This is a genomic window from Myceligenerans halotolerans (genome assembly GCF_054782975.1).
Map to the genome: position 1 here is coordinate 145,271 of NZ_BAAGRL010000012.1, position 18,310 is coordinate 163,580.

The window sequence follows — 18,310 nt, forward strand, 5'->3', positions numbered from 1 at the left end:
TGGGGCTTGGGGGTTGGGGGCGGGGGTTGTGGGTCGGTCTGGGGAGGGCCGCGGCGGCAGGATGCCTCGCGCGGACGCGTTCACGGGCCCCAGGGGGCCCTCCACTTCGGGAAAGATAGTCCGCGCGCGGCATCCTGCCGCCGCGGCCCTTGGTGGGTGGGGCCCTTTCCTCGGGTGGGAGGATGGGGCTGTGGGTGAAGACATGACTTCTGGTGGGGACGTGGGTGGGTCGGCGTCCTCTTCGGCGCGGGGTGGGGGGCGTGGTTCGGGGCGGGGCCGGGGGGCTCGGCGGGTTGTTCGGCGGGGGACGGAGCGGGAGGCCGTGCTCGGGGTGAGCTCCGATGAGCGAGGGGACGGCTGGGGCGAGGCGGAGAGTGAGTCCGCGCGGGGTGGCGAGCACGGGAGCAACGACGAGCGGTTGTTGCGGGACGTGCCGCCGCACTGGTGAGCTGCGGCGTGATCGGGTCGTGTGCCCTGGGAACGGTCGCCGTTCCCAGGGACGTGTCGCCGCGTGCAGGTGGACGGCAGCGTCGGCTGGTGTGGTCGGGGGTTTTCCGTGTGGTCGGTCAAGTGATTGACCGACCACACGGAAAACCCCCGACCACACGGCACGGTGATCTGCGCGGCACCTGCCCGGCGGCACCCGGACCGTGGCGTGATGTGGCAGTCAGCGGCTGGTGGTGGCCTGGGTGCTGAGGAGGTCGCGGATCTCGGTGAGGAGCTCGACGTCCTTCTCGAGGGTCTCCCCGATCTCCTCCTCGGTGGTCTTGCGGATCTCCGTCATCTTCTGGATCGGGAGGACGATGAAGAAGTAGAGGGCCGCCGCGATGAACAGGAAGTCGAGGATCGACTGCAGGACCAGGCCGATCGGGAACACGGTCGGGTCGCCGCCCCGCAGGCTCGGCAGGGGAATCGAGAAGCTCTCGACGTTGGGCGCGCCGAAGAGCCACGCCACGAGCGGCATGAGGATGCTGCTGGTGAGGGCCGTGACGATCGCCGTGAACGCGCTGCCGATGATGATGCCGATGGCGAGGTCGAGCACGTTGCCACGGGTGATGAAATCCTTGAAGCCGTTGAGCACGTTGCGCATGCGGAGTCCTTCGATTCGTTCTGGATGGGAGCGTGCGGCGACTCCGGTGTGTACCGGTGACCGCGGAGTCCGGCGCGCTGCCGGTGTCCGGAGGAGATTCTGCGGGCGAATCCCGTGCCGCGCATCTCGGAACGGGCGAAGGAGACTGTTCGCCCAGGTCGATCAACGTACGAGGATTGCCGACACGGCTCCTATTCCGGCTATGGCTGATAGATCCGGTGCCTCGGCGGGGTCCACGGCGACGAGCGTGACCGGTGGCGGGTCGGTCCCTCCGCCGAGCAGACCCGCGGCGCCGGTGTCGGGGGTCCGATGCGCGGGTGTCGGGAGCACCAGCGCGCGCCGTGCGAGATAGGAGGTCGTGGGTTCCCGGTTGTCCGTGGAGCGGGTCGAGCCAGGTGTGAGCAGATCCACGCGGTCGCCGGGGCGCAGGAGCGCCGCGACGCCGTCGTCGGCCAGGGTCACGGGAACCACTACCGTGCCCTGCGGCGCGGAGGCGAGCACTCCGCCGTCCGAGACGACGCCGGTGTGCAGGGGCGCACCCGCCGGCAGCGGGACCACGGCCGTCAGGCCGACCGCCTCGGACCGGCCCCGCAGCGCGGCGGGCGGCGCGAGGCTCACGGCGATTTCGCGCAACGTGACGTCGTCACCGGTGAGCCGGGTTCCGGCGGCAACCTCGCGGGCTGTGAGGAGAACCGGCGTCGACGGCGGTGGCGCGGGCCGCAGCACCTGGACGGCTCCCATGGCCGCGAGCCCGCAGCAGAGCGCCGCGAGCAGGATGTGATGACGCCACACGAGGCGCCGGGCGCGTCGCGCGAGCCGGACCGCGGCGCGGGGATCGGGAACGCCGCGCTCGAGAAGGCTGCCGAGGAAGGTCATACCTCTACGCTAGGCGGGCACCCGGTGCGGCGCCGAGGGCCCGAGCGGGGGCTGTGCACAACCTGCCGAATCGGCCCCCTGTGGTCGGCGTCCAACCGTGGAAGCTCCGCCACGGCGTGCCCGGAGACCCCTGGAACAGAGGGGAGATCCGGCGCCGTCGGGAACGCGGGGTCCGTCGAACGAGACCGGCATGGGTACGCCGCGGACGGCAGGACACGGCGGCGTCGTTGCCAGGTCTCCATCCGGCCTCGGACGAGCCGTCGTGCCTCCGCCCGGCTTCGGGAGGAGGGCGGTCAGGCCGGTGCGGCCTTCGCGGCTGTCGAGGTGGTCGACGACGAGCTGCTGGACGTCGAAGCGCCGGAACTCGACGAGCCGCCGGTCTTCGAACCGTTCGAGCCCGACCCGGTGGAACTCGACTCCTTCGACGGCGAACCGTTCGACGCCGGCGCGCTCGACTTCGACGAACCGCGCGAGTCGTTGCGGTAGAAGCCAGAGCCCTTGAAAGTGACGCCGATCGAACCGAACACCTTGCGCAGGCGGCCGGAGCACTCGGGGCAGGCCGTGAGTGCGTCGTCGGTGAACGCCTGGTGGATGTCGAAGGCGTGGTCGCACTCGGTGCACCGGTACGCGTACGTGGGCACGGGATCTCCTCTGGCACTCAGGGTTTGCGAGTGCCAATCATAACGCCGTCGGCGCCACGAACCTTCCGGCCACGGGGTTCGCGGACGGGTGCCGCAACGCCACTCGTACCGGTTCGGGAGCGTCAGTGAGTACCGGTAGTCTCACCTGCGTGTCAGCGCCTACGTCCCACGAGACCGTCACACCGGACGCGACCGAGTCCGCCGAGCCCACGCGTCGCGCGATGTCCCGACTCCGCAAGCTGGCGATCGGAACCGCCGTCGTCGTCGTGCTGGTCCTGGCAGCGGTGACCACGTTCGGCTGGGCCATCGGGCGCCGCGCACTACCGGCCACCTCCGGCGAGGTGCAGGTCGAGGGCCTGACGGCGGACGTCCGCGTGCTCCGGGACCAGCAGGGCGTCCCGCACATCTACGCCGACCAGGCCACCGACCTCTTCCGCGCGCAGGGATACGTGCACGCGCAGGACCGATTCTTCGAGATGGACTTCCGGCGGCACGTCACCGCCGGCCGGCTCGCGGAACTCGTCGGCGAGCAGGAGTCCGCGATCTCGGCGGACAAGCTGATCCGCACCTTCGGCTGGCGTCAGGTCGCCGAACAGGAGCTGGATCTCGTCAGCCCGGAGACGCAGGAATACCTGCGCGCCTACGCGGACGGCGTGAACGCCTACATCGCGGACCGTACGCCCTCGGAGCTCGGCGTGGAGTACACCGTGCTGGGCACGACGGTCGACCTCGAGAACCCGGAGCCGTGGGACCCCGTGGACTCGCTCGCCTGGCTCAAGGCGATGGCCTGGGACCTGCGGTCCAACTACAACGACGAACTCGACCGCGGCCTGGCGTACAGCGCCCTGGAGGACCCGAGCCTGGTGGCACAGCTGTTCCCCGAGTACGGCACCGCCGGCAACCGGCCGATCCTCACGGAGTCCGCGGCCCAGCCCGGCACCGGATCGGGCGACGCGGCCGGGTCGAACGACACCGCGTCGGAACAAGCCGGGACCGAGGGCGCGGGGACCGAAGGCACCGGGGGCGCGGAATCGGGGACAACGGCGGACGGCACCGCCACGGGAGAGGACTCGGCCACCGGGGAGCCGTCGTCGGACGGACTGGACGGCGCCCTCCTCGACACGGACCTGCGGCAGGCCCTGGCGGCGACGCAGGAGGCGCTCGCCGCCGTCCCGGAGCAGATCGCCCGTGGCGAGGGGACGGGCTCGAACTCGTGGGTCGTCTCCGGGGAGTACACCGAGTCGGGCCAGCCGCTGCTGGCCAACGACCCGCACCTCAGCCTGCAGGCGCCGGGGATCTGGCACCAGATCGGCCTGCACTGCAACACCGTCTCGGACAGCTGCCCGTTCGACACGGCAGGGTTCGGCTTCTCCGGCTTCCCCGGGGTGGTCATCGGACACAACGCCGACCTCGCCTGGGGCCTGACCAACATGGGCGCGGACGTCACGGACTTCTTCATCGAGCGCGTGCGCGGCGACACCTACAAGCGCGGCGACCAGTGGATCGACCTGGAGCAGCGTGAGGAGACCATCCGGGTCAACGGCGGCTCGCCCGTCGACCTCACGGTCCGCAGCACGGTGCACGGCCCCCTGATCTCCGACGTGCTCGACGACGACAAGGCGGGCGCGGCCACCATGGAGGCTCTGGTCCAGTCGCCCACCGAGGAAGGCACCGAGCTGGGCGACTACGCCATCTCGCTGCAGTGGACGGCGCTCGAGCCGGGCCGTACCGCTGACGCCGTCTTCGCGTTCGACACGGCGCGGAACGCCGAGGACATCCGTGAGGCGGCAGCCCTGTTCGACGTCCCGGCGCAGAACATCGTGTACGCCACCACGGACGGTCACATCGGTTACCAGGCGCCGGGCCGGATCCCGCTGCGTGCGGACGTCCCCGGGCCGGTGAGCTCGAATGGCTCCTGGCCCCGGCCCGGCTGGGACGCGCGGTACGACTGGCTCGGTTACGTGAACCCGGACCGGATGCCGCGTGCCCAGGATCCGGCTGAGGGGTTCATCGTGGCGGCCAACCAGGCGGTGCTGCCCGGCGGCTCGGCCCCGTTCCTCGCCCGGGACTGGGACTACGGCTTCCGCTCGCAGCGCATCCGCACTCTGCTCACTGAGCAGATCGACTCCGGCCGGCTGTTCACCGCCGAGGACATGTCGACGATCCAGAACGACAACTGGAGCCCCTTCGCGGATCTGCTCGTGGGCGTGCTGCTCGCGGTCGAGCTCGACGACGACTACGACGCGGACGGCCAGCGGCTGCTGCGCGACTGGGACCACACCATGGAGGAGGACTCCGCGGCAGCGGCGTACTTCGCGGCCGTCTGGCAGAACCTGCTCCGGGCGACATTCCAGGACGAGCTCCCGGAGAGCATGTGGCCGGAGGGCGGGGACCGCTGGCTCGCCGTCGTGCAGGGCATCCTCGAGGACGAGAACAACGCCTTCTGGGACGACCAGACCACGGCCTCCGTCCGGGAGAGCCGCGACGAGATCCTCACCCAGGCGCTCAAGAGCGCACGCCAGGACATGACCGTCGAGATCAGCAAGGACCCGGGGGACTGGTCCTGGGGGATGCTGCACCAGCTCGAACTGGAGCACGTGGCGCTCGGGGGCGAGGGAGTTCCGTCACTGGTGCGCACGTACATGAATCCGGCGCCGCATGCCGTGCCCGGAGGCGCCTCGGTCGTGAACGCGACGTCATGGGACGCGTCGTCGGGCAGCTACACCGTGACGGCGGGCCCGTCGATGCGGATGGTCGTCGACATGGCCGACCTGGACGCCTCGACCTGGGTGAACGTGACCGGCGTGTCCGGTCACCCGGCCTCGAACCACTACGACGACCAGCTCGACGAGTGGGTCGACGGCGAGACCTTCGTGTGGCCGTTCAGCCGCGAGGCGGTCGAGGCGGTCGTGGAGGACGAACTGACGCTCAAGCCGTAGGGGCCGTCGTCGTAGGGGACCGCGCGGACGGAGCGTCGTCGCAGGCGGCGCTAGCCGTCCGCCAGGTCTCCGAGCCAGCGCCAGCCCGTCGTGGTCGCCACGGCGTGCACCAGGCGGTCGTGCTCCTCGAAGGGCAGCGGACGTTCGGCGGCGTCGTACACCTCCTCCGGGAAGACGATCGCCACGACCTTCGCCTCCGGGCGCGCGTGCGTGAGCACGCGGTCGTACCAGCCGCCGCCCTGGCCTAGCCGGACGCCGCGGGTGTCGACGGCGAGGGCGGGCGCGATCACGACGTCGGCCAGCTTGAGGGCGTCCTGGCCCAGGGTCTCGCCGCCGGGCTCCGGGGGCCGGCCGGGCGCGCGTTCGAGGAGGTCCTCGGGCCCCGCGTAGTCCGCCCAGTCACGGGCCAGGCCCGTCCCGAGCACCGGGAGCAGGACGCGCGCCCCGCGGCTCGCCAGGAGCTCCATCAGCCTGCCCGTCGCGGGCTCGGCGGCGCGCGCGGCATACATGCCGACGACGGCGGCGTCGTTCACCTCCGGGATCGACGAGACCACGTCCGCGATCGCCGACTCGGCCTGGGCCCGCTGTTTCGGGCTCCGACTGTTGCGCTGCTTACGGATGGCCCGGCGCAGCTCCTCCTTGGCGTCCTCTGCGTCCATCCCGGCCTGGACCGGGTAAGGCTGTGATGTCGGAATTCGGGCGCCCTTCATGGGCGCTATTGTTCCAGGATTCCCGGATGCCCCCGTGAAGTGGGCTTCGGCAGGTCTGCGGCGGCCGGTCGTGGTAGACCCTCTGCAGGTAGGGACGGTGGCGTCCGATCGGCGGGCGCGTCTTGGGGGTGCTAGGAACGAATGTCGGAGACGACGGGGCTCGTCGTGAAGGGATGGACCGTGTCCAAGCCATGGCCCGTGACGTTGCGGGAGGACACACCAGGCGGTGTCGTGGTGCTGCGCCCTCTGCGGCGACGTGACGGCAGGGTGTGGTCGCGGCTGCGCGCCGACAACGCCGCCTGGCTCGAACGGTGGGAGGCGACGTCGCCCCTCACCGGCGACAACCGGACGACGGTGGCGTCCTTCCACGAGTATGTGCGCACGCTGTCCCACCAGGCGCGGGCGGGCACCCTGCTGCCGTTCGGGATGGAGCTCGACGGCGAGCTGGTCGGCCAGCTCACCGTGGCGTCGATCACCTACGGGTCGCTGTGCTCGGCGAGCATCGGCTACTGGGTGTCCGAGCACGTGGCCGGGCGGGGCGTGACCCCTACCGGCGTCGCCATGGCGACGGACTACTGCTGGTTCGTGCTGGGACTGCACCGCATCGAGATCAACATCCGGCCCGAGAACGTCCCGAGCCTGCGGGTCGTGGAGAAGCTCGGGTTCCGGGACGAGGGAGTGCGCGAGCGCTTCCTGCACATCCAGGGCGGCTGGCGCGACCACCGCACGTTCGCGCTGACGGCGGAGGAGGTCCCGGGCGGCCTCCTGGCCCGCTGGCAGCAGACCCGCGGGGGCTAGGCGGACGGAAGCATGGAATCGGAGGGCATCTCACCATGACGGACTACGGGCACGAGCTGCAGTTCGGTACGTTCCTCATCCCGACCAACGCCGACCCGCAGGCGCCGGTCCGGCTGGCGCGGCTCACCGAGCAGGCCGGGCTCGACCTGGCCACGTTCCAGGATCATCCGTACCAGCCGGCCTTCCTCGACACCTGGACCCTCATGACCTGGGTCGCCGCCGCGACCGAGCGCATCACGGTGTCGGGCAACGTGCTCAACCTGCCGCTGCGCCAGCCCGCCGTGCTCGCCCGGTCGGCGGCCAGCCTGGACCTGCTGTCCGTCGGCCGGTTCGCGATGGGCCTGGGCGCCGGCGGATTCTGGGACGCGATCGAGGCCATGGGCGGGCCGCGCCGCTCACCGGGGGAGTCGGTCGCGGCACTCCAGGAGGCGCTGCAGATCATGCGGGGCATCTGGGACGTGGACGACCGCACCCCGCTGCGGGTGCCAGGTGAGCACTACCAGGTCAGGGGCGCCAAGCGCGGCCCGGCGCCGGCGCACGACATCCCCGTGTGGCTCGGTGCCTACAAGCCGCGCATGCTGCGCCTGATCGGCCGCGACGCCGACGGCTGGCTCCCCTCGCTGGCCTACCTGAAGGACGGGGACCTGGCGCGCGGCAACGCCGTCATCGACGAGGCCGCCGTCGAGGCAGGGCGCGACCCCGCGGAGATCCGCCGCCTGCTCAACCTCGGCGGCACGATCCGGACCACGAGCGCCGGGTTCCTCCAGGGGCCCATGGGTCAGTGGGTCGAGGAGCTCACCCGGCTGGCGCTGGAGGACGGCATCGGCACCTTCATCCTCACCGGCGACGACTCGCGGCTGATCGAGACCTGGGGCGGCGACATCGCGCCCGCCGTGCGCGAGGCGGTCGCGGCGGCGCGGCGCGCAGGCGGTACCACCCCGGCGTCGGCCCGTCGTGGCGCGGAGTGACCGCTCGGGCCAGGTGCTGCAGGCAACCAGCTGACTCGTGACCGTGTCGGCGGACGAGAGCACGGACAGGCCGCGCGCCGAAATTGGCTGGCCCGCGGCGCCGTCGTCGGACATCGTGGGGCAGACGCATCATGCCCGATCCGCAGGTCATATCGGGCACTAGCCGACGCCCGGGCGTGTCGCCGGCCGACGGGCCTTGACAACCCCCTAACGTCGTGTCGTGGAGTCGGCCGCAGGGGTGACAGTCGTGGCACTGTTCGTCCTGTGGCTGGGGTACTGGGCGCCGCACCTGATCCGCTACCGCGCGGAGCTCGCGGCGGCACGGACCGGCGACCGGTTCTCCGGTGGGTTGCGTGTCATCGCGGTGAGCGGCGGCACGGTCTTCCGCACGAGGCCGACCGGACCAAGGCGAGGAGGAGCCATGACGACCGGAACTGGTGGTTCGCGCCTGACCGGCGCGCGCCCGGCTCCGCTCGTGCGCGCCCCGGACGACGTCGAGACCCCGGAGCAGCGCCGGGCGCTGGCGGAGCAGCGCGCCCACCGGGCGGTTCGTGCCCGACGGCGGTTCGTGCTGACCTTCCTCCTTCTCCTCGCCACTCTTGCTGCCTGGGCCTGCGTGGTCGTGGTCCCGCTGCCCTGGGGAGTCGCGGCGTCGCCGACCGCGCTCCTGCTCACGGCACTCGTGCTCGGGCGGCGCGCGGCGATCAGGGCGCGACGCGCCGAGAACGCCGTCGAGGCGGCCCGGCGGGCCGCGCGGCAGCGGGCCACGCAGGCGCGCGCGCTGGCGAACGGCGGGCCGTACGCGCCGCGCAACCGGATGCGGGTCACGGGGGCCGGGGAAGAGGTGGTTCCGGCCGCGAAGAAGGGCGGCGTGCTCGACGAACTGCTGACCGTGCCGGAGCCGGCGCGCTCGAAGGTCGTGGACGAGAACGGGGCACCTGCCGCCGAGGCGGCCGCGGACGACGCCGAGGACGAGGAGAGCCCGGGCGTCGGTGGTGGCGCCTGGGATCCCGTTCCGGTGCCGTTGCCGACGTACGTGACCAAGCCGCCCGCGTCCCGGGTGACGGCGAAGGCTGTCGCCGCGCGGATGTCGGAGAGCGCCGGAAAGGGCGCCGTCGGGAAGGGCGGCGCGGACAAGACCGGTGCCGACGACGCCTCGGCGCGGTTGGCGGCCGCGATGCGGGCGTCGGCCGGGAAGCCGGCGGCTGAGAGGCCGCCGGGGGAGAAGGCTGCTTCTGCGAGGCCTGCGGGTGAGAAGCCGGCCGGGCGCGTGCGGGTGGACGCGGATGCCGGGGGCGGTCCGGGTGCGGAGAGCGCGCCCGGACCGTCGTCGGACGCGGCGACGCACCCCGACGAGGAAGAACTGATGCGGCCGGCGCCGCGCGTGCGTGACGAGACGCTCGCCCAGCCGCTGGAGCAGATCCTCGCGCGCCGCCGCGCGGCGGGCTGAGTCAACCGGCGGCGGCTCGGCGGCGGCACCGCCCGTCGTGCCGCCGCCGAGCGCCGCGAAGCCGTCGGTGTGTCCGGCTAGGCCCCACCCGACCGGTCGATCGGATCCCAGCCGTCCTCGCCGGCCAGATACCTCTCCGGGGTGTAGTTCGCGGCCTGCGCGGGTGTGAGCTGCGGGCGGTTCGAGTTCTCCGTGGCGCCCGGGCCCGTGTTCTCGTACTCGAAGTAGCGGGCGCTCTCCCACGTGGCGTCGCCCATGTCCGTCCACGGCTGGGCGGTCTCGATCGTCGCCGACAGCTCCGACTCCCGGTACACCACCTGCGCGCCCTGCCGCCACGGCCGGCCCAGCTGAGTGGTGTTGTCCGTGGCGCCCGTGATCTCTGACCGGTAGAAGAGGAACCCATACGGGTTCTCGGCCGGGGTGCTCGCCGCGGTGATCGGGCCGCCGGTGGAGCGCTTCTCGAAGATCAGGCAGCGGTGGAAGACGGCGATCCCGCCGCCGAAGATGAAGTCGACCGTGCCCTCGATGTAGGTGTCGCTCACGTAGGCACGGGCGTCGTTGTTCACGAGGAACGTGTCCTGGTCGCCGAGCAGGCGCAGGTCGTCGAGGATCGCGCGGTCCGCGTTGAGGTAGAGGGCGAGGGCCTGCGACTGGCCGCCCGCAGCCTCGTCGTAGTCGTTCTCGATCGTCAGGTTGTCCGCGAAGAAGTCGTGGCCCAGGACGACGGCCGTCGCGCTGCCTCGGAGGCTGCCCGCCTGGCTCGCGCTCACGTTGTTCACGATGACGGTGTCCTCGGCCCTGCCCCCGCCGATCAGTGAGACGTACGGCTTGTTCGACGGCACGGTCACCGTCTCGCGGTACGTGCCGGGCTTGATCGTGATCGTGACCGGCTGCGTGTTGCCCGCCGGGACGGCGTCGACCGCCGCCTGGACGGTGGTGTAGGTGCCGGTGCCGTCGGCGGCGACGGTGTACTCGCCGTCGTCGTTGCCGCCGCCGTCCCCGCCGACCGTGGTGAAGTGCCACTTCTTGTCGTCGGCCGTGGTGCACTGCCCCTGGACGGTCTGCGCACCCGACGATGTCGAGCCGTTCTGTACGGTGAGGCACAGGCCGCTGTTCACATTGACGGCCTGGTGGGCGCCGTCACTGCCCTCCGACAGCGTCCAGTGCTGCCACGCCGACCCCTTGCAGGTCCACTGCAGTACCTTGGCGCCGATCGCCGTCGAACCGCCCGTGACGTCGAGGCACAGGCCGTTGTCCGCGTTGACGATCTCGAAGGTGCCCGATCCGGCGTCGACCAGACGGAACTGCTGCCAGGCGGCGCCGTCGGCGCAGCCCCACTGCTGGAGGACGGTGCCGGGCTCGTCCGACGCGCCGGGCACGTCAAGGCACATGCCGGTGTGGCCGGCGGCGAGGGTGTAGGTGCTGCCCGCGGTGGGTGTGTCGGCCTGAGCGACGGCGCTCACGGCGATAGAGATCCCGGCGGTCAGGGCCGCTACGGCGGTGACGGCTACGGCGGTTGCGCCGCGTCGTCGCAGGATTCGTCTCACGATCAGTCCAACTCCTTCGTCGGGATCGGTGGCGCGCGTGGCCATGGGGCGCTTGCGTGGCGACGCGCGCGGGAAGATTTGCAACGTAGTAAACGGGCGGGTCGGGGTCAAGAGGTCAGGCGCGACTAAACGGTCAAGTCGGGTGGATGGCGGGGTGACAGGGTTGGCCCGGAGAGGGCGATCGGCCCGTGGCCTGGCGTTGTGTGGCGCGCACCACCCGCTTTGATTTGCGGATCTGACCCGGTGCAGTGCTAACCTGTTCCAGCACTCGGGGCTATGGCGCAGTTGGTAGCGCGCTTCGTTCGCAATGAAGAGGTCGGGGGTTCGAATCCCCCTAGCTCCACCGGTTGAGGGTCGCTGCATCTGGCATCACGCCAGGTCAGCGGCCTTCTTCGTTCCGGAGGGATCACCCGAATCGAAGAGGTGATCCCCTTGAGTGCACGCATCAATCCACAGGGCGTCCGACTGAGAACGCCTGGCGACGCCCGTCTGTGGACTCGTCCCCAGGTGTGTTTCGAACACCTGTCGGGCATGAGCGAGTCGCGTGATACCCCCCTGGACCGCGGTCCGATGTGGACGCTGGACGACCTCTGCCGCAAGCTGCACTGCACGCGCGAGACGGTCTACACGTGGCGCAAGCACGGCATCGCCCCGCGGGCCTACAAGATCGGCAAGCATCTGCTGTTCGAGGAGTCGGACGTTCGGGCCTGGCTCGAGCAGCACGCGACGGACGCTGTTGATCTCAGCAGCGACCTAGGCAGCGAGCCCGGCGACTCGTCGTGGGGGTGGTGAGCGATGACTGGCCGGAAGCTGCGCCCTGGCGAGCTGGGTGAGGTCTCCTACCGCGAGATCCCGTTGAAGGGAGGTCGCGCTCGGGCGAAGAGCGTGTGGCAGGCGCGGGTACGGGTCTGCCTCTTCGATGGCCGGGCCGCGTCGTTTCCGGGTGCGTTCAGCTGGCCGGTTGTCGCGCGGGTGGGTGCGGACCCGTGACTGGCCCGTCGCTCGGTGCGAGGGAGGGTAGTGCACGGAAGACGTGGATCTCGAGTTCGAGATGGCGCGCTCTGTCTGCTGCTGTCACGTGCTGCCACGCGGCGCGGCCGCGCAGGATCGTGCGGGCGAAGCCGAACCCTGCGCTGGTGACCGCCTGCTCGAGATACCCCAGCGGCAGGTCGGCTCCGGCGGGCAGATCGCACATCCTGGACCGGGTGCCGTCCTTGCCGCGGACCCACAGCGCGCACCACCTCTCGGCGTCGTCGGATGGGTCGGACACCCGGAGCGTGGGTTCTGCTCGGGCAGGGAGCCCGGACATAGCGATGCGCAACTGTTCGCTCAACCGCTGGGCTTGGCGCGACGAGCGTCGGCGGAACAGCCACCTCACGGCTCGACCACGTCCAGCTGGCAGGCCGTAGCGCCGTCGACGTCTACGCGCGAACAGTGGCGTCCGTCGTCGCTCGCGGTAAGGGCGAGCTTGATCTGCTCGGTATGCCTGGGCTGTAGGTCAGCGCACGTCACGATGACTCCTGGGGTGGTCGGCGAGTCCGCCCCTGACGTGCATTCGCGGTACAAGGGCGGCTGAACGAGTTCCACCCTGGAGGTGCGGTCCGGCGCTAGGTAAGCGCGCCGCGGAGTCCTCTTCATGAGTCGACGGGGGTGACTACTCCCGCTAGTCCCCTTGGATAGTCCCTGGTGACGGGAGGTCGCCGGTGTGGCTAGGCTCCCCAGGAGGGGCATCTACCGGGAGGGCGGCCGCGCGATGAACGTCGAGGGTGGGGGCGCCGACGCGATCAGTCCCGCGCACTGGGAGTCTCCGCCGATGCGACGGGCACTGGCCCGGCACGATTTCAAGACGGTCTACGGGCTGCTGCGCCGCGTGGGTGTGTCACAGCGGCGGATCGGGCGGTTGACCGGCCAGTCGCCGGCGGAGGTGTATCAGATCATGTCTCGTGGGCGGCGGGTGCAGGCTCACGAGGTTCTGGTGCGGATCGCTGACGGCCTCGGCGTGCCGCGTGGGTACATGGGGCTCGCGTACGACGAGGAGACTGCCGACCTGCTCGATCTGGCCTCAGCGTCGTTCTCTACGGAAGTCCTCGATCGGATGGCTACGCAAGACGTGCTGACGCACGCGGCGACGACCACGATGGGTGTTGCTCCCGGTGAGATCGGGCGGTGGTGGCAGCCGGTAGATCGCGCCACTGCCCCTGGTCCCGAGCGCATCGGGATGAACGATGTCGTCCGGATCGAGATGCTGACCGCCGCGATGTGGCAGGTGGACAATGCCCATGGAGGCGGTGCGTGCCGCGACGCTGTCGCCGCTCAGGCGTGCTGGGCGCAACAGTTACTCGTTGCCGACATGGACGACGACGTTCGGACGCACCTCTTTCGCGCCCTGACCGACCTGCATGTCCTGGCGGGTTGGTCTTCCTTCGATGTCGGCATGGTGGAGCCCGCCTTGGCGCATCTGAAGCGTGCACTGGAGCTGTCCCGCGCCGGCGGGGACTGGGCCATGACCGCGCACGTGTTGTTCCGGATGGCCCGGGTCTATCTGCATTCGTGTCAGGCCGACGAGGGCCTGCGACTGCTTCAACTGGGGCAGATCGCCGCTCAGAATTCGGGCAGCAGCACGACCACGTCGTTGATCTGTATCAATGAGGCGTGGGCGCGCAGCCTCCTGGGTGATGAGCGGCAGATGGAACGATCGATCAGTCGTGCTGAGTTCGAGTTCGAGTTCGGGGCCGGAGACGGCGACACGCCACGGTGGATCGGCTGGTTCGGCGCGGGGGAGCTGTACGCCATGTCAGGGGTCGCACGAGCCGCACTTCCCGGCGCTGGGACCGTGACGCTGGAGCTGGCCCGTGCCGGTCTGGCGGCGTCGTTCGTGGAACGTGGCGACGAGCACGAACGCGCGCAAGCACTCGCACTTCCGGTCCTTGCGGGTGTGACTGCTCGGCTCGGAGACTTGGATGCCACTGTCGAGGTCTCGCAGCGGGCGATCGACGCGGCAGACCGGATCAGCTCGCGCCGGGTCGTTGACTGGCTCGGGCCACTGGCGACTACGCTGGCCGACGTGGATCATCCAGGCTTCCCCGATGTGATCACCCAGATCAACTCCGTGCGGGGCAGGTCATGACCGGTCCGGCTAGTGACGAGGCGCTGGCCGAGTACCAGCATCTCCTCGCCGAAGCCTGTGAGCATGTCGGGCTCGACCCGACCGGAGCGAAGTTCCTGAAGCTGACGAGCAACGCCGTGTTCTCCTTGGCGTCCACCCCGTACGTGGTCCGCATCGCCGCGTCCGCCACGATCGGTGCCCAGGCAGCCAAGGCAGTTGAATTTGCGCGCTGGCTGGACAAGCGGGACGTGCCCACCATCGTCCCCGTCGAAGAGATCCCACAACCCTTCGAGATCGACGGACACGCCGTCACTGTCTGGCACCTCGTCGAAGACACCGGACGCCTCCCGCCACTGGAGGATCTCGCGGACGCGCTTCACCGGCTGCACACCAGCACGGAGCCGCCCCCAGATCTCCCGGAGTTCGACCAGATCGCCGAGATCCGGCCCCGTCTCGATCACCCTGCTCTACCGGATGACCTGCGCAGCTACCTGGCTAGCGAACTCGACGACCTCGAAGAGGAGATGACCCGCGCCAAGTTCGCACTCCCGGTCGGCCCTATCCACGGCGACCCTCATATCGGCGCGCTGATCGACACACCGGACGGACCCGTCCTGTGCGACTACGACACGGCCGCCGTCGGAGCCCGCGAATGGGACCTCATTCCGACCGCCGTCAACGCGGCCCGCTTCACCCAGATGGACGGCGACCAGGACCGCCTCGCGGCAGCCTACGGCTGGGACATCCGCGACTGGCCCCACTACGAGACCATCCGCCGCATCCGAGAACTCCGCGTCACCACGGCCGTCATTCCCATCATCGAGATCGACCCGGGCGTCCGCGACGAGTTCCACCTCCGCGTCCGCACGATCCGCGAACGCGACGACCGGCAGATCTGGACGCCATGGCCCCAGGTCGACCTCGCCGCCAAGGCCAAGCAACGCCAGAACGCTCGCGGACGCGGCCAATAGCTGGCCGAGGCCAGCGGCGAGTCGGGTCTACGCGCGCTGACTGCAACTTGAGCAGCAGGGCTCGCGGGTCAAAGGAGTTGACGCAGGTGCTCGTCTGCCTGATCGACTGTTTCGGCGAGGGTCTGCATGTGATGCGGTGGGAGGGCCCCGGCGCCGAGGCCCGCTGTTTGGACGACGGCCTCAAGATTCCGGTGCTGTTCGTCGGTCAGGAGGGCGCTGGCTACGGGGTGGTGCCGGACTTCGCGTGCGGCGTAGGCGTCCAGTGCCGCGGTCTGGATGATCGCGGCCTGTAACGGCGAGAGGTCGGAGCCCGGCCGGGCCGGTAGGTCGAGGGTACCGAGGCCGAGGCGGGTGTGGAATACGGCTGTGGACGGTTCGGCGTAGCCGATCTGCGCGGTGACGGCTTGCGCGATGTGGTCGAGGGTCTCGGCCGGCAGGGCGCCGGGTTCGGGTTGGCAGTGGGCGCGCAGGAGGATTGCGACGGTGTGCTCCCACGGTTCGGTGGTGGCGCTGGTGTCGATCGTGTCGCGGGCCTCGGCGTCGAGGCCGCGTTCCATGAGGGCCATGATGCTGATCTGTCGGCCGTCGAGCATCCGGTTGCCGATGCCGCGGTGTTCGGTCATGGCTTGCGCGGCGTCGGTCCAGCGGCCTTCTCGCGCCAGCGCTCGGGCTCCGTCGACGAGTAGCGACGTCCACAGCTCCTGGCAGATCTTGCGGTGATCCGCCTCTGTGCGGGTGAGTGCGGCCAGGTCCACGATGTGGCCATCGATCTCGGTGGTAGTGCGTGCCTGGGCGGCGCCGAAGAGGTCCTGGAGGAGCTCGTAGGCTTCCCGTCCGTCTCCTTGGCGGGTCAGGAGCCGGGAGATATTGATCAGGGGCATGAGCGACATCGCGGCGATGTCGCCGGCGAGGTTCTCGGCGTCGGTGAATATCAGGTGTTGTCGCCAGCACAGGTCGGTGGCCAGGTCGGGCATGCCGACGTCGGAGGCGATGAGGGCGGCGTAGTTCAGGACGCCGCAGCCGCGGGCCACCAGGTCTTGGTGGCCCGCGGCTGCGGGTGAGGCCGTCAGCGTCGTCAGGTGGGTGATTCGTTCGTCCAACGGGAGCGCCGGCGCTTTGGGGCGGCAAACCAGCGGGATGCGGGCCGCGATCGGGGGAACCATCGGCTCAGCTCTTGCGGGGCCAGTCGAGCACGATACGGCTGTAGTCCTTGTCGATGACGAATCCCGGCTCGCTTGGCGTGAGCTGATCGCGTGCGTCCCCGACGGCCATGCGGAAGGTCGGTTCGGGGGCGGTGTTGCCCCAGCCTTCGTCCCAGGTGCGGATCTCGCTGATGACGTGGTCCACCAGGCCGACGGCGCGGGTGCCGTGTCCGATGACGCCGATCTCCCAGTAGCGGCCCTGGTTGTCTTCTCCTTCGCGGATGGTCAGGTAGGCCAGGCTGTCGCCGTCGAGGGCTGCCATGGATCCCCAGCCGAAGTGCGGGGTGAAGCCGGGCCGCTGTCCGGGCATGCGGGACAGGCCGCTGGGGAGGGTGTAGGCGAGGTACAGGTAGAGCCACTCCCAGGGGTCTCCCTGGCGGAACTTCACGCCGGTATAGGCCTTGACGGGGGAGCGGTCCAGCACGGTGCGGATCTCGTCGCGGTCGACGTCCTGCTCGCTGAAGGTCTCCAGGCACACGGTGCCTTCGCCGTCCATGGGCACGAGGGTGTAGATGTCGTCGCAGACTCCCTTGCGCAGGGGCACGAAGGTGGCCATCTCACACGAGACGGTGCGCCAGGTGGCGCCGTCGCGTTCGAAGGCGAAGCTGCGCGAGATGCTCCCCTTGATCCGCATGGGTAGGACGAGCCGCCCCGTGGGCGTGAGTTGGTCGAGGATTCGGGGTGGGACGTCTCCGGCGCCGACGGTGAACTGGATTCGGTCGAACGGTGCTTGTTCGGGCAGGCCGGCTGCGCCGTCGGCCATGGTCACGGTGACGTTGCCGAGTCCGGCGTTCTCGATGTTCTTGCGGGCGCCGTCGATGAGGTCGTGGTCGACGTCGAGGGTCCAGACCTGTCCGGTCGGTCCGGTGAGCTTGCCCAGGAGGGTGGCGTTGTAGCCGGTGGCGGCTCCGGCTTCGAGGATCTTGTCGCCCGGTTGTACTTCGAGCTGTTCGAGTTGGGTGGCCACGATCGAGGGTGCGGAGATGCAGGAGATCATCTCGCCGTGCTCGTCGTGCTTGATCGGTACGGCGTCCTCCCGGTAGGCGCGCTCGAGGTCGACACCGGGCAGGAACTCGTGTCGGTTCGTGGTCCGGAATGCGTCGATGACCGCAGACGTGTGCGCGTGTCTGCTCGCGACCAGCCGCTCGGTCAGTTCTTCGGGGCTCGTGGCGGCGGTTTCAGCAGTGGTCATGGTGGTCTCCATTCGGTTGACGGTAGGTCCTGGCGGATCGGGCCGACGGGATGCCAGGGCTATGGGTTCGGGGTCGGCGAATGCGACTTCGCGGCCGAGCCAAGCGGTGGCTGCTTGTTCGGCCACGGGCACGCCGGCGCGGTTGAACGCGAAGATGGCGTGATGGGCCAGCACGGCGCGCAGGCCCCGGGTCAGCCGTCCGTCGTCGGCGAGTTCGCGGTAGCGCCGCCCGGCGGTCTCGAAGGCGGCCAGCTGGTCGGCCCAGCCAGGTTCGCTGTCGGGCCGCCGGGAGGGGTCGGCGTTCATGAGGCGCCGCATCGCGCGGACGGCCTGGTCCCGGGCCGCCTGGTGGGGCGGGGTGATGGCGGGGCGCAGGGCGGCGAGTTTCGCCCAGACGTCCCCGGTCTCGAACGGGTCGAGCTGTGCCGCCCGGTGCATCGCGGACAGCAGCAGGATGGTCCGTTCCCGGGAGCCTGCTGTCCCGGTCTCGGGCAGTGCATGACGGCTGTCGGTGCAGAACAGGTCGTGTGCGGCCGCCATGCCTTCCGGTCCGCCGAACGCGGCGGTTTCCGGTTCGTAGATGCCGCCGGTCCATCCGGTCGTGAGTCCGTCGGCCACGAGCTGGTCGAGCAGGGCGCCGGTTGGGTGCTCGGTGCGCAGGCGTACGCCTGCGTCCTTGCGCAGGAAGTGGAAGCGCTGGCCGTTCAAGCCCTTGGCCAGGGCATGGGCAGCTTCCGCGCTGAGTTGCCGGCTGGGGAAGGCGACGTTGGCGTGCCACCAGGAGTGTTCGATAGCGGCCGGGAGATTCTCGTCGTCCATG

Annotated in this window: 15 protein-coding genes, 1 tRNA gene and 1 pseudogene; 9 read left to right on the forward strand and 8 right to left on the reverse strand. The window is 70.2% G+C overall.

Annotated features, from left to right (window positions below):
* Positions 1-667: 667 nt before the first annotated feature.
* Both mscL and ACYVK5_RS09810 read right to left on the reverse strand, forming a co-directional pair.
* Positions 668-1,090, reverse strand: a complete 423-nt coding sequence (gene mscL / locus ACYVK5_RS09805) for a large conductance mechanosensitive channel protein MscL (RefSeq protein ID WP_460704314.1) — start codon at positions 1,088-1,090, stop codon at positions 668-670.
* 162 nt (positions 1,091-1,252) lie between these two features.
* Entirely contained in the window at positions 1,253-1,966 is a 714-nt protein-coding gene (locus ACYVK5_RS09810) for an RcpC/CpaB family pilus assembly protein (RefSeq protein WP_460704316.1), read from the reverse strand.
* Positions 1,967-2,290: 324 nt separating this feature from the next.
* Here ACYVK5_RS09810 and ACYVK5_RS09815 point away from each other — a divergent pair, with 324 nt between their 5' ends.
* Positions 2,291-2,452 (forward strand): hypothetical protein, encoded by a 162-nt coding sequence (locus ACYVK5_RS09815; RefSeq protein WP_460704786.1) that lies wholly within the window; start codon positions 2,291-2,293, stop codon positions 2,450-2,452.
* Positions 2,453-2,466: 14 nt separating this feature from the next.
* Here the strand turns inward: ACYVK5_RS09815 and ACYVK5_RS09820 are convergent.
* A pseudogene (locus ACYVK5_RS09820) lies at positions 2,467-2,607 on the reverse strand (FmdB family zinc ribbon protein); the annotation flags it as partial.
* Between the two features lie 149 nt (positions 2,608-2,756).
* Here ACYVK5_RS09820 and ACYVK5_RS09825 point away from each other — a divergent pair.
* Positions 2,757-5,546 carry a penicillin acylase family protein gene (locus ACYVK5_RS09825; protein ID WP_460704318.1) on the forward strand — a complete coding sequence of 930 codons (2,790 nt, stop codon included), beginning with the start codon at positions 2,757-2,759 and terminating at the stop codon, positions 5,544-5,546.
* Positions 5,547-5,596: 50 nt separating this feature from the next.
* On the opposite strand, the gene ACYVK5_RS09830 is transcribed toward ACYVK5_RS09825, so the two are convergent.
* A complete protein-coding gene (locus tag ACYVK5_RS09830) occupies positions 5,597-6,256 on the reverse strand; it encodes a 5-formyltetrahydrofolate cyclo-ligase (RefSeq protein ID WP_460704320.1) in 660 nt (219 codons plus the stop codon).
* Between the two features lie 141 nt (positions 6,257-6,397).
* Between ACYVK5_RS09830 and ACYVK5_RS09835 the strand changes: the two genes are divergently transcribed.
* The 3 genes from ACYVK5_RS09835 (at position 6,398) to ACYVK5_RS09845 (ending at position 9,472) form a co-directional block, all read left to right on the forward strand.
* Positions 6,398-7,054, forward strand: a complete 657-nt coding sequence (locus tag ACYVK5_RS09835; protein WP_460704322.1) for a GNAT family N-acetyltransferase — start codon at positions 6,398-6,400, stop codon at positions 7,052-7,054.
* Positions 7,055-7,089: 35 nt separating this feature from the next.
* Entirely contained in the window at positions 7,090-8,022 is a 933-nt protein-coding gene (locus ACYVK5_RS09840; RefSeq protein ID WP_460704324.1) for an LLM class flavin-dependent oxidoreductase, read from the forward strand.
* 247 nt (positions 8,023-8,269) lie between these two features.
* Positions 8,270-9,472, forward strand: a complete 1,203-nt coding sequence (locus ACYVK5_RS09845; RefSeq protein ID WP_460704326.1) for a hypothetical protein — start codon at positions 8,270-8,272, stop codon at positions 9,470-9,472.
* 77 nt (positions 9,473-9,549) lie between these two features.
* Here the strand turns inward: ACYVK5_RS09845 and ACYVK5_RS09850 are convergent, their stop codons facing one another.
* Positions 9,550-11,019 carry a pectinesterase family protein gene (locus ACYVK5_RS09850; protein WP_460704328.1) on the reverse strand — a complete coding sequence of 490 codons (1,470 nt, stop codon included), beginning with the start codon at positions 11,017-11,019 and terminating at the stop codon, positions 9,550-9,552.
* A gap of 270 nt (positions 11,020-11,289) precedes the next feature.
* Between ACYVK5_RS09850 and ACYVK5_RS09855 the strand changes: the two genes are divergently transcribed.
* Both ACYVK5_RS09855 and ACYVK5_RS09860 read left to right on the forward strand, forming a co-directional pair.
* Positions 11,290-11,362: transfer RNA gene (locus tag ACYVK5_RS09855), tRNA-Ala, on the forward strand.
* A 188-nt stretch (positions 11,363-11,550) separates the two neighbouring features.
* Entirely contained in the window at positions 11,551-11,811 is a 261-nt protein-coding gene (locus tag ACYVK5_RS09860) for a helix-turn-helix transcriptional regulator (protein ID WP_460704330.1), read from the forward strand.
* Positions 11,812-11,968: 157 nt separating this feature from the next.
* Here ACYVK5_RS09860 and ACYVK5_RS09865 read toward each other — a convergent pair whose 3' ends face one another.
* Positions 11,969-12,289 (reverse strand): hypothetical protein, encoded by a 321-nt coding sequence (locus tag ACYVK5_RS09865; protein WP_460704332.1) that lies wholly within the window; start codon positions 12,287-12,289, stop codon positions 11,969-11,971.
* A 483-nt stretch (positions 12,290-12,772) separates the two neighbouring features.
* Here ACYVK5_RS09865 and ACYVK5_RS09870 point away from each other — a divergent pair, with 483 nt between their 5' ends.
* Both ACYVK5_RS09870 and ACYVK5_RS09875 read left to right on the forward strand, forming a co-directional pair.
* Complete coding sequence (locus ACYVK5_RS09870) at positions 12,773-14,146, forward strand: hypothetical protein (protein WP_460704334.1); 1,374 nt, start codon at positions 12,773-12,775, stop codon at positions 14,144-14,146.
* The gene (locus ACYVK5_RS09875) at positions 14,143-15,096 is read left to right on the forward strand and encodes a phosphotransferase enzyme family protein (protein WP_460704336.1); all 954 of its coding nucleotides are present in this window, start codon (positions 14,143-14,145) and stop codon (positions 15,094-15,096) included. Before ACYVK5_RS09870 ends, ACYVK5_RS09875 begins: the two co-directional genes overlap by 4 nt.
* 68 nt (positions 15,097-15,164) lie before the next feature.
* On the opposite strand, the gene ACYVK5_RS09880 is transcribed toward ACYVK5_RS09875, so the two are convergent.
* Both ACYVK5_RS09880 and fxlM read right to left on the reverse strand, forming a co-directional pair.
* Positions 15,165-16,196, reverse strand: a complete 1,032-nt coding sequence (locus tag ACYVK5_RS09880) for a hypothetical protein (RefSeq protein WP_460704338.1) — start codon at positions 16,194-16,196, stop codon at positions 15,165-15,167.
* A gap of 67 nt (positions 16,197-16,263) precedes the next feature.
* On the reverse strand, positions 16,264-18,309 hold the full coding sequence (gene fxlM / locus ACYVK5_RS09885) for a methyltransferase, FxLD system (protein WP_460704340.1): 2,046 nt from the start codon (positions 18,307-18,309) through the stop codon (positions 16,264-16,266).
* Position 18,310 lies beyond the last annotated feature (1 nt).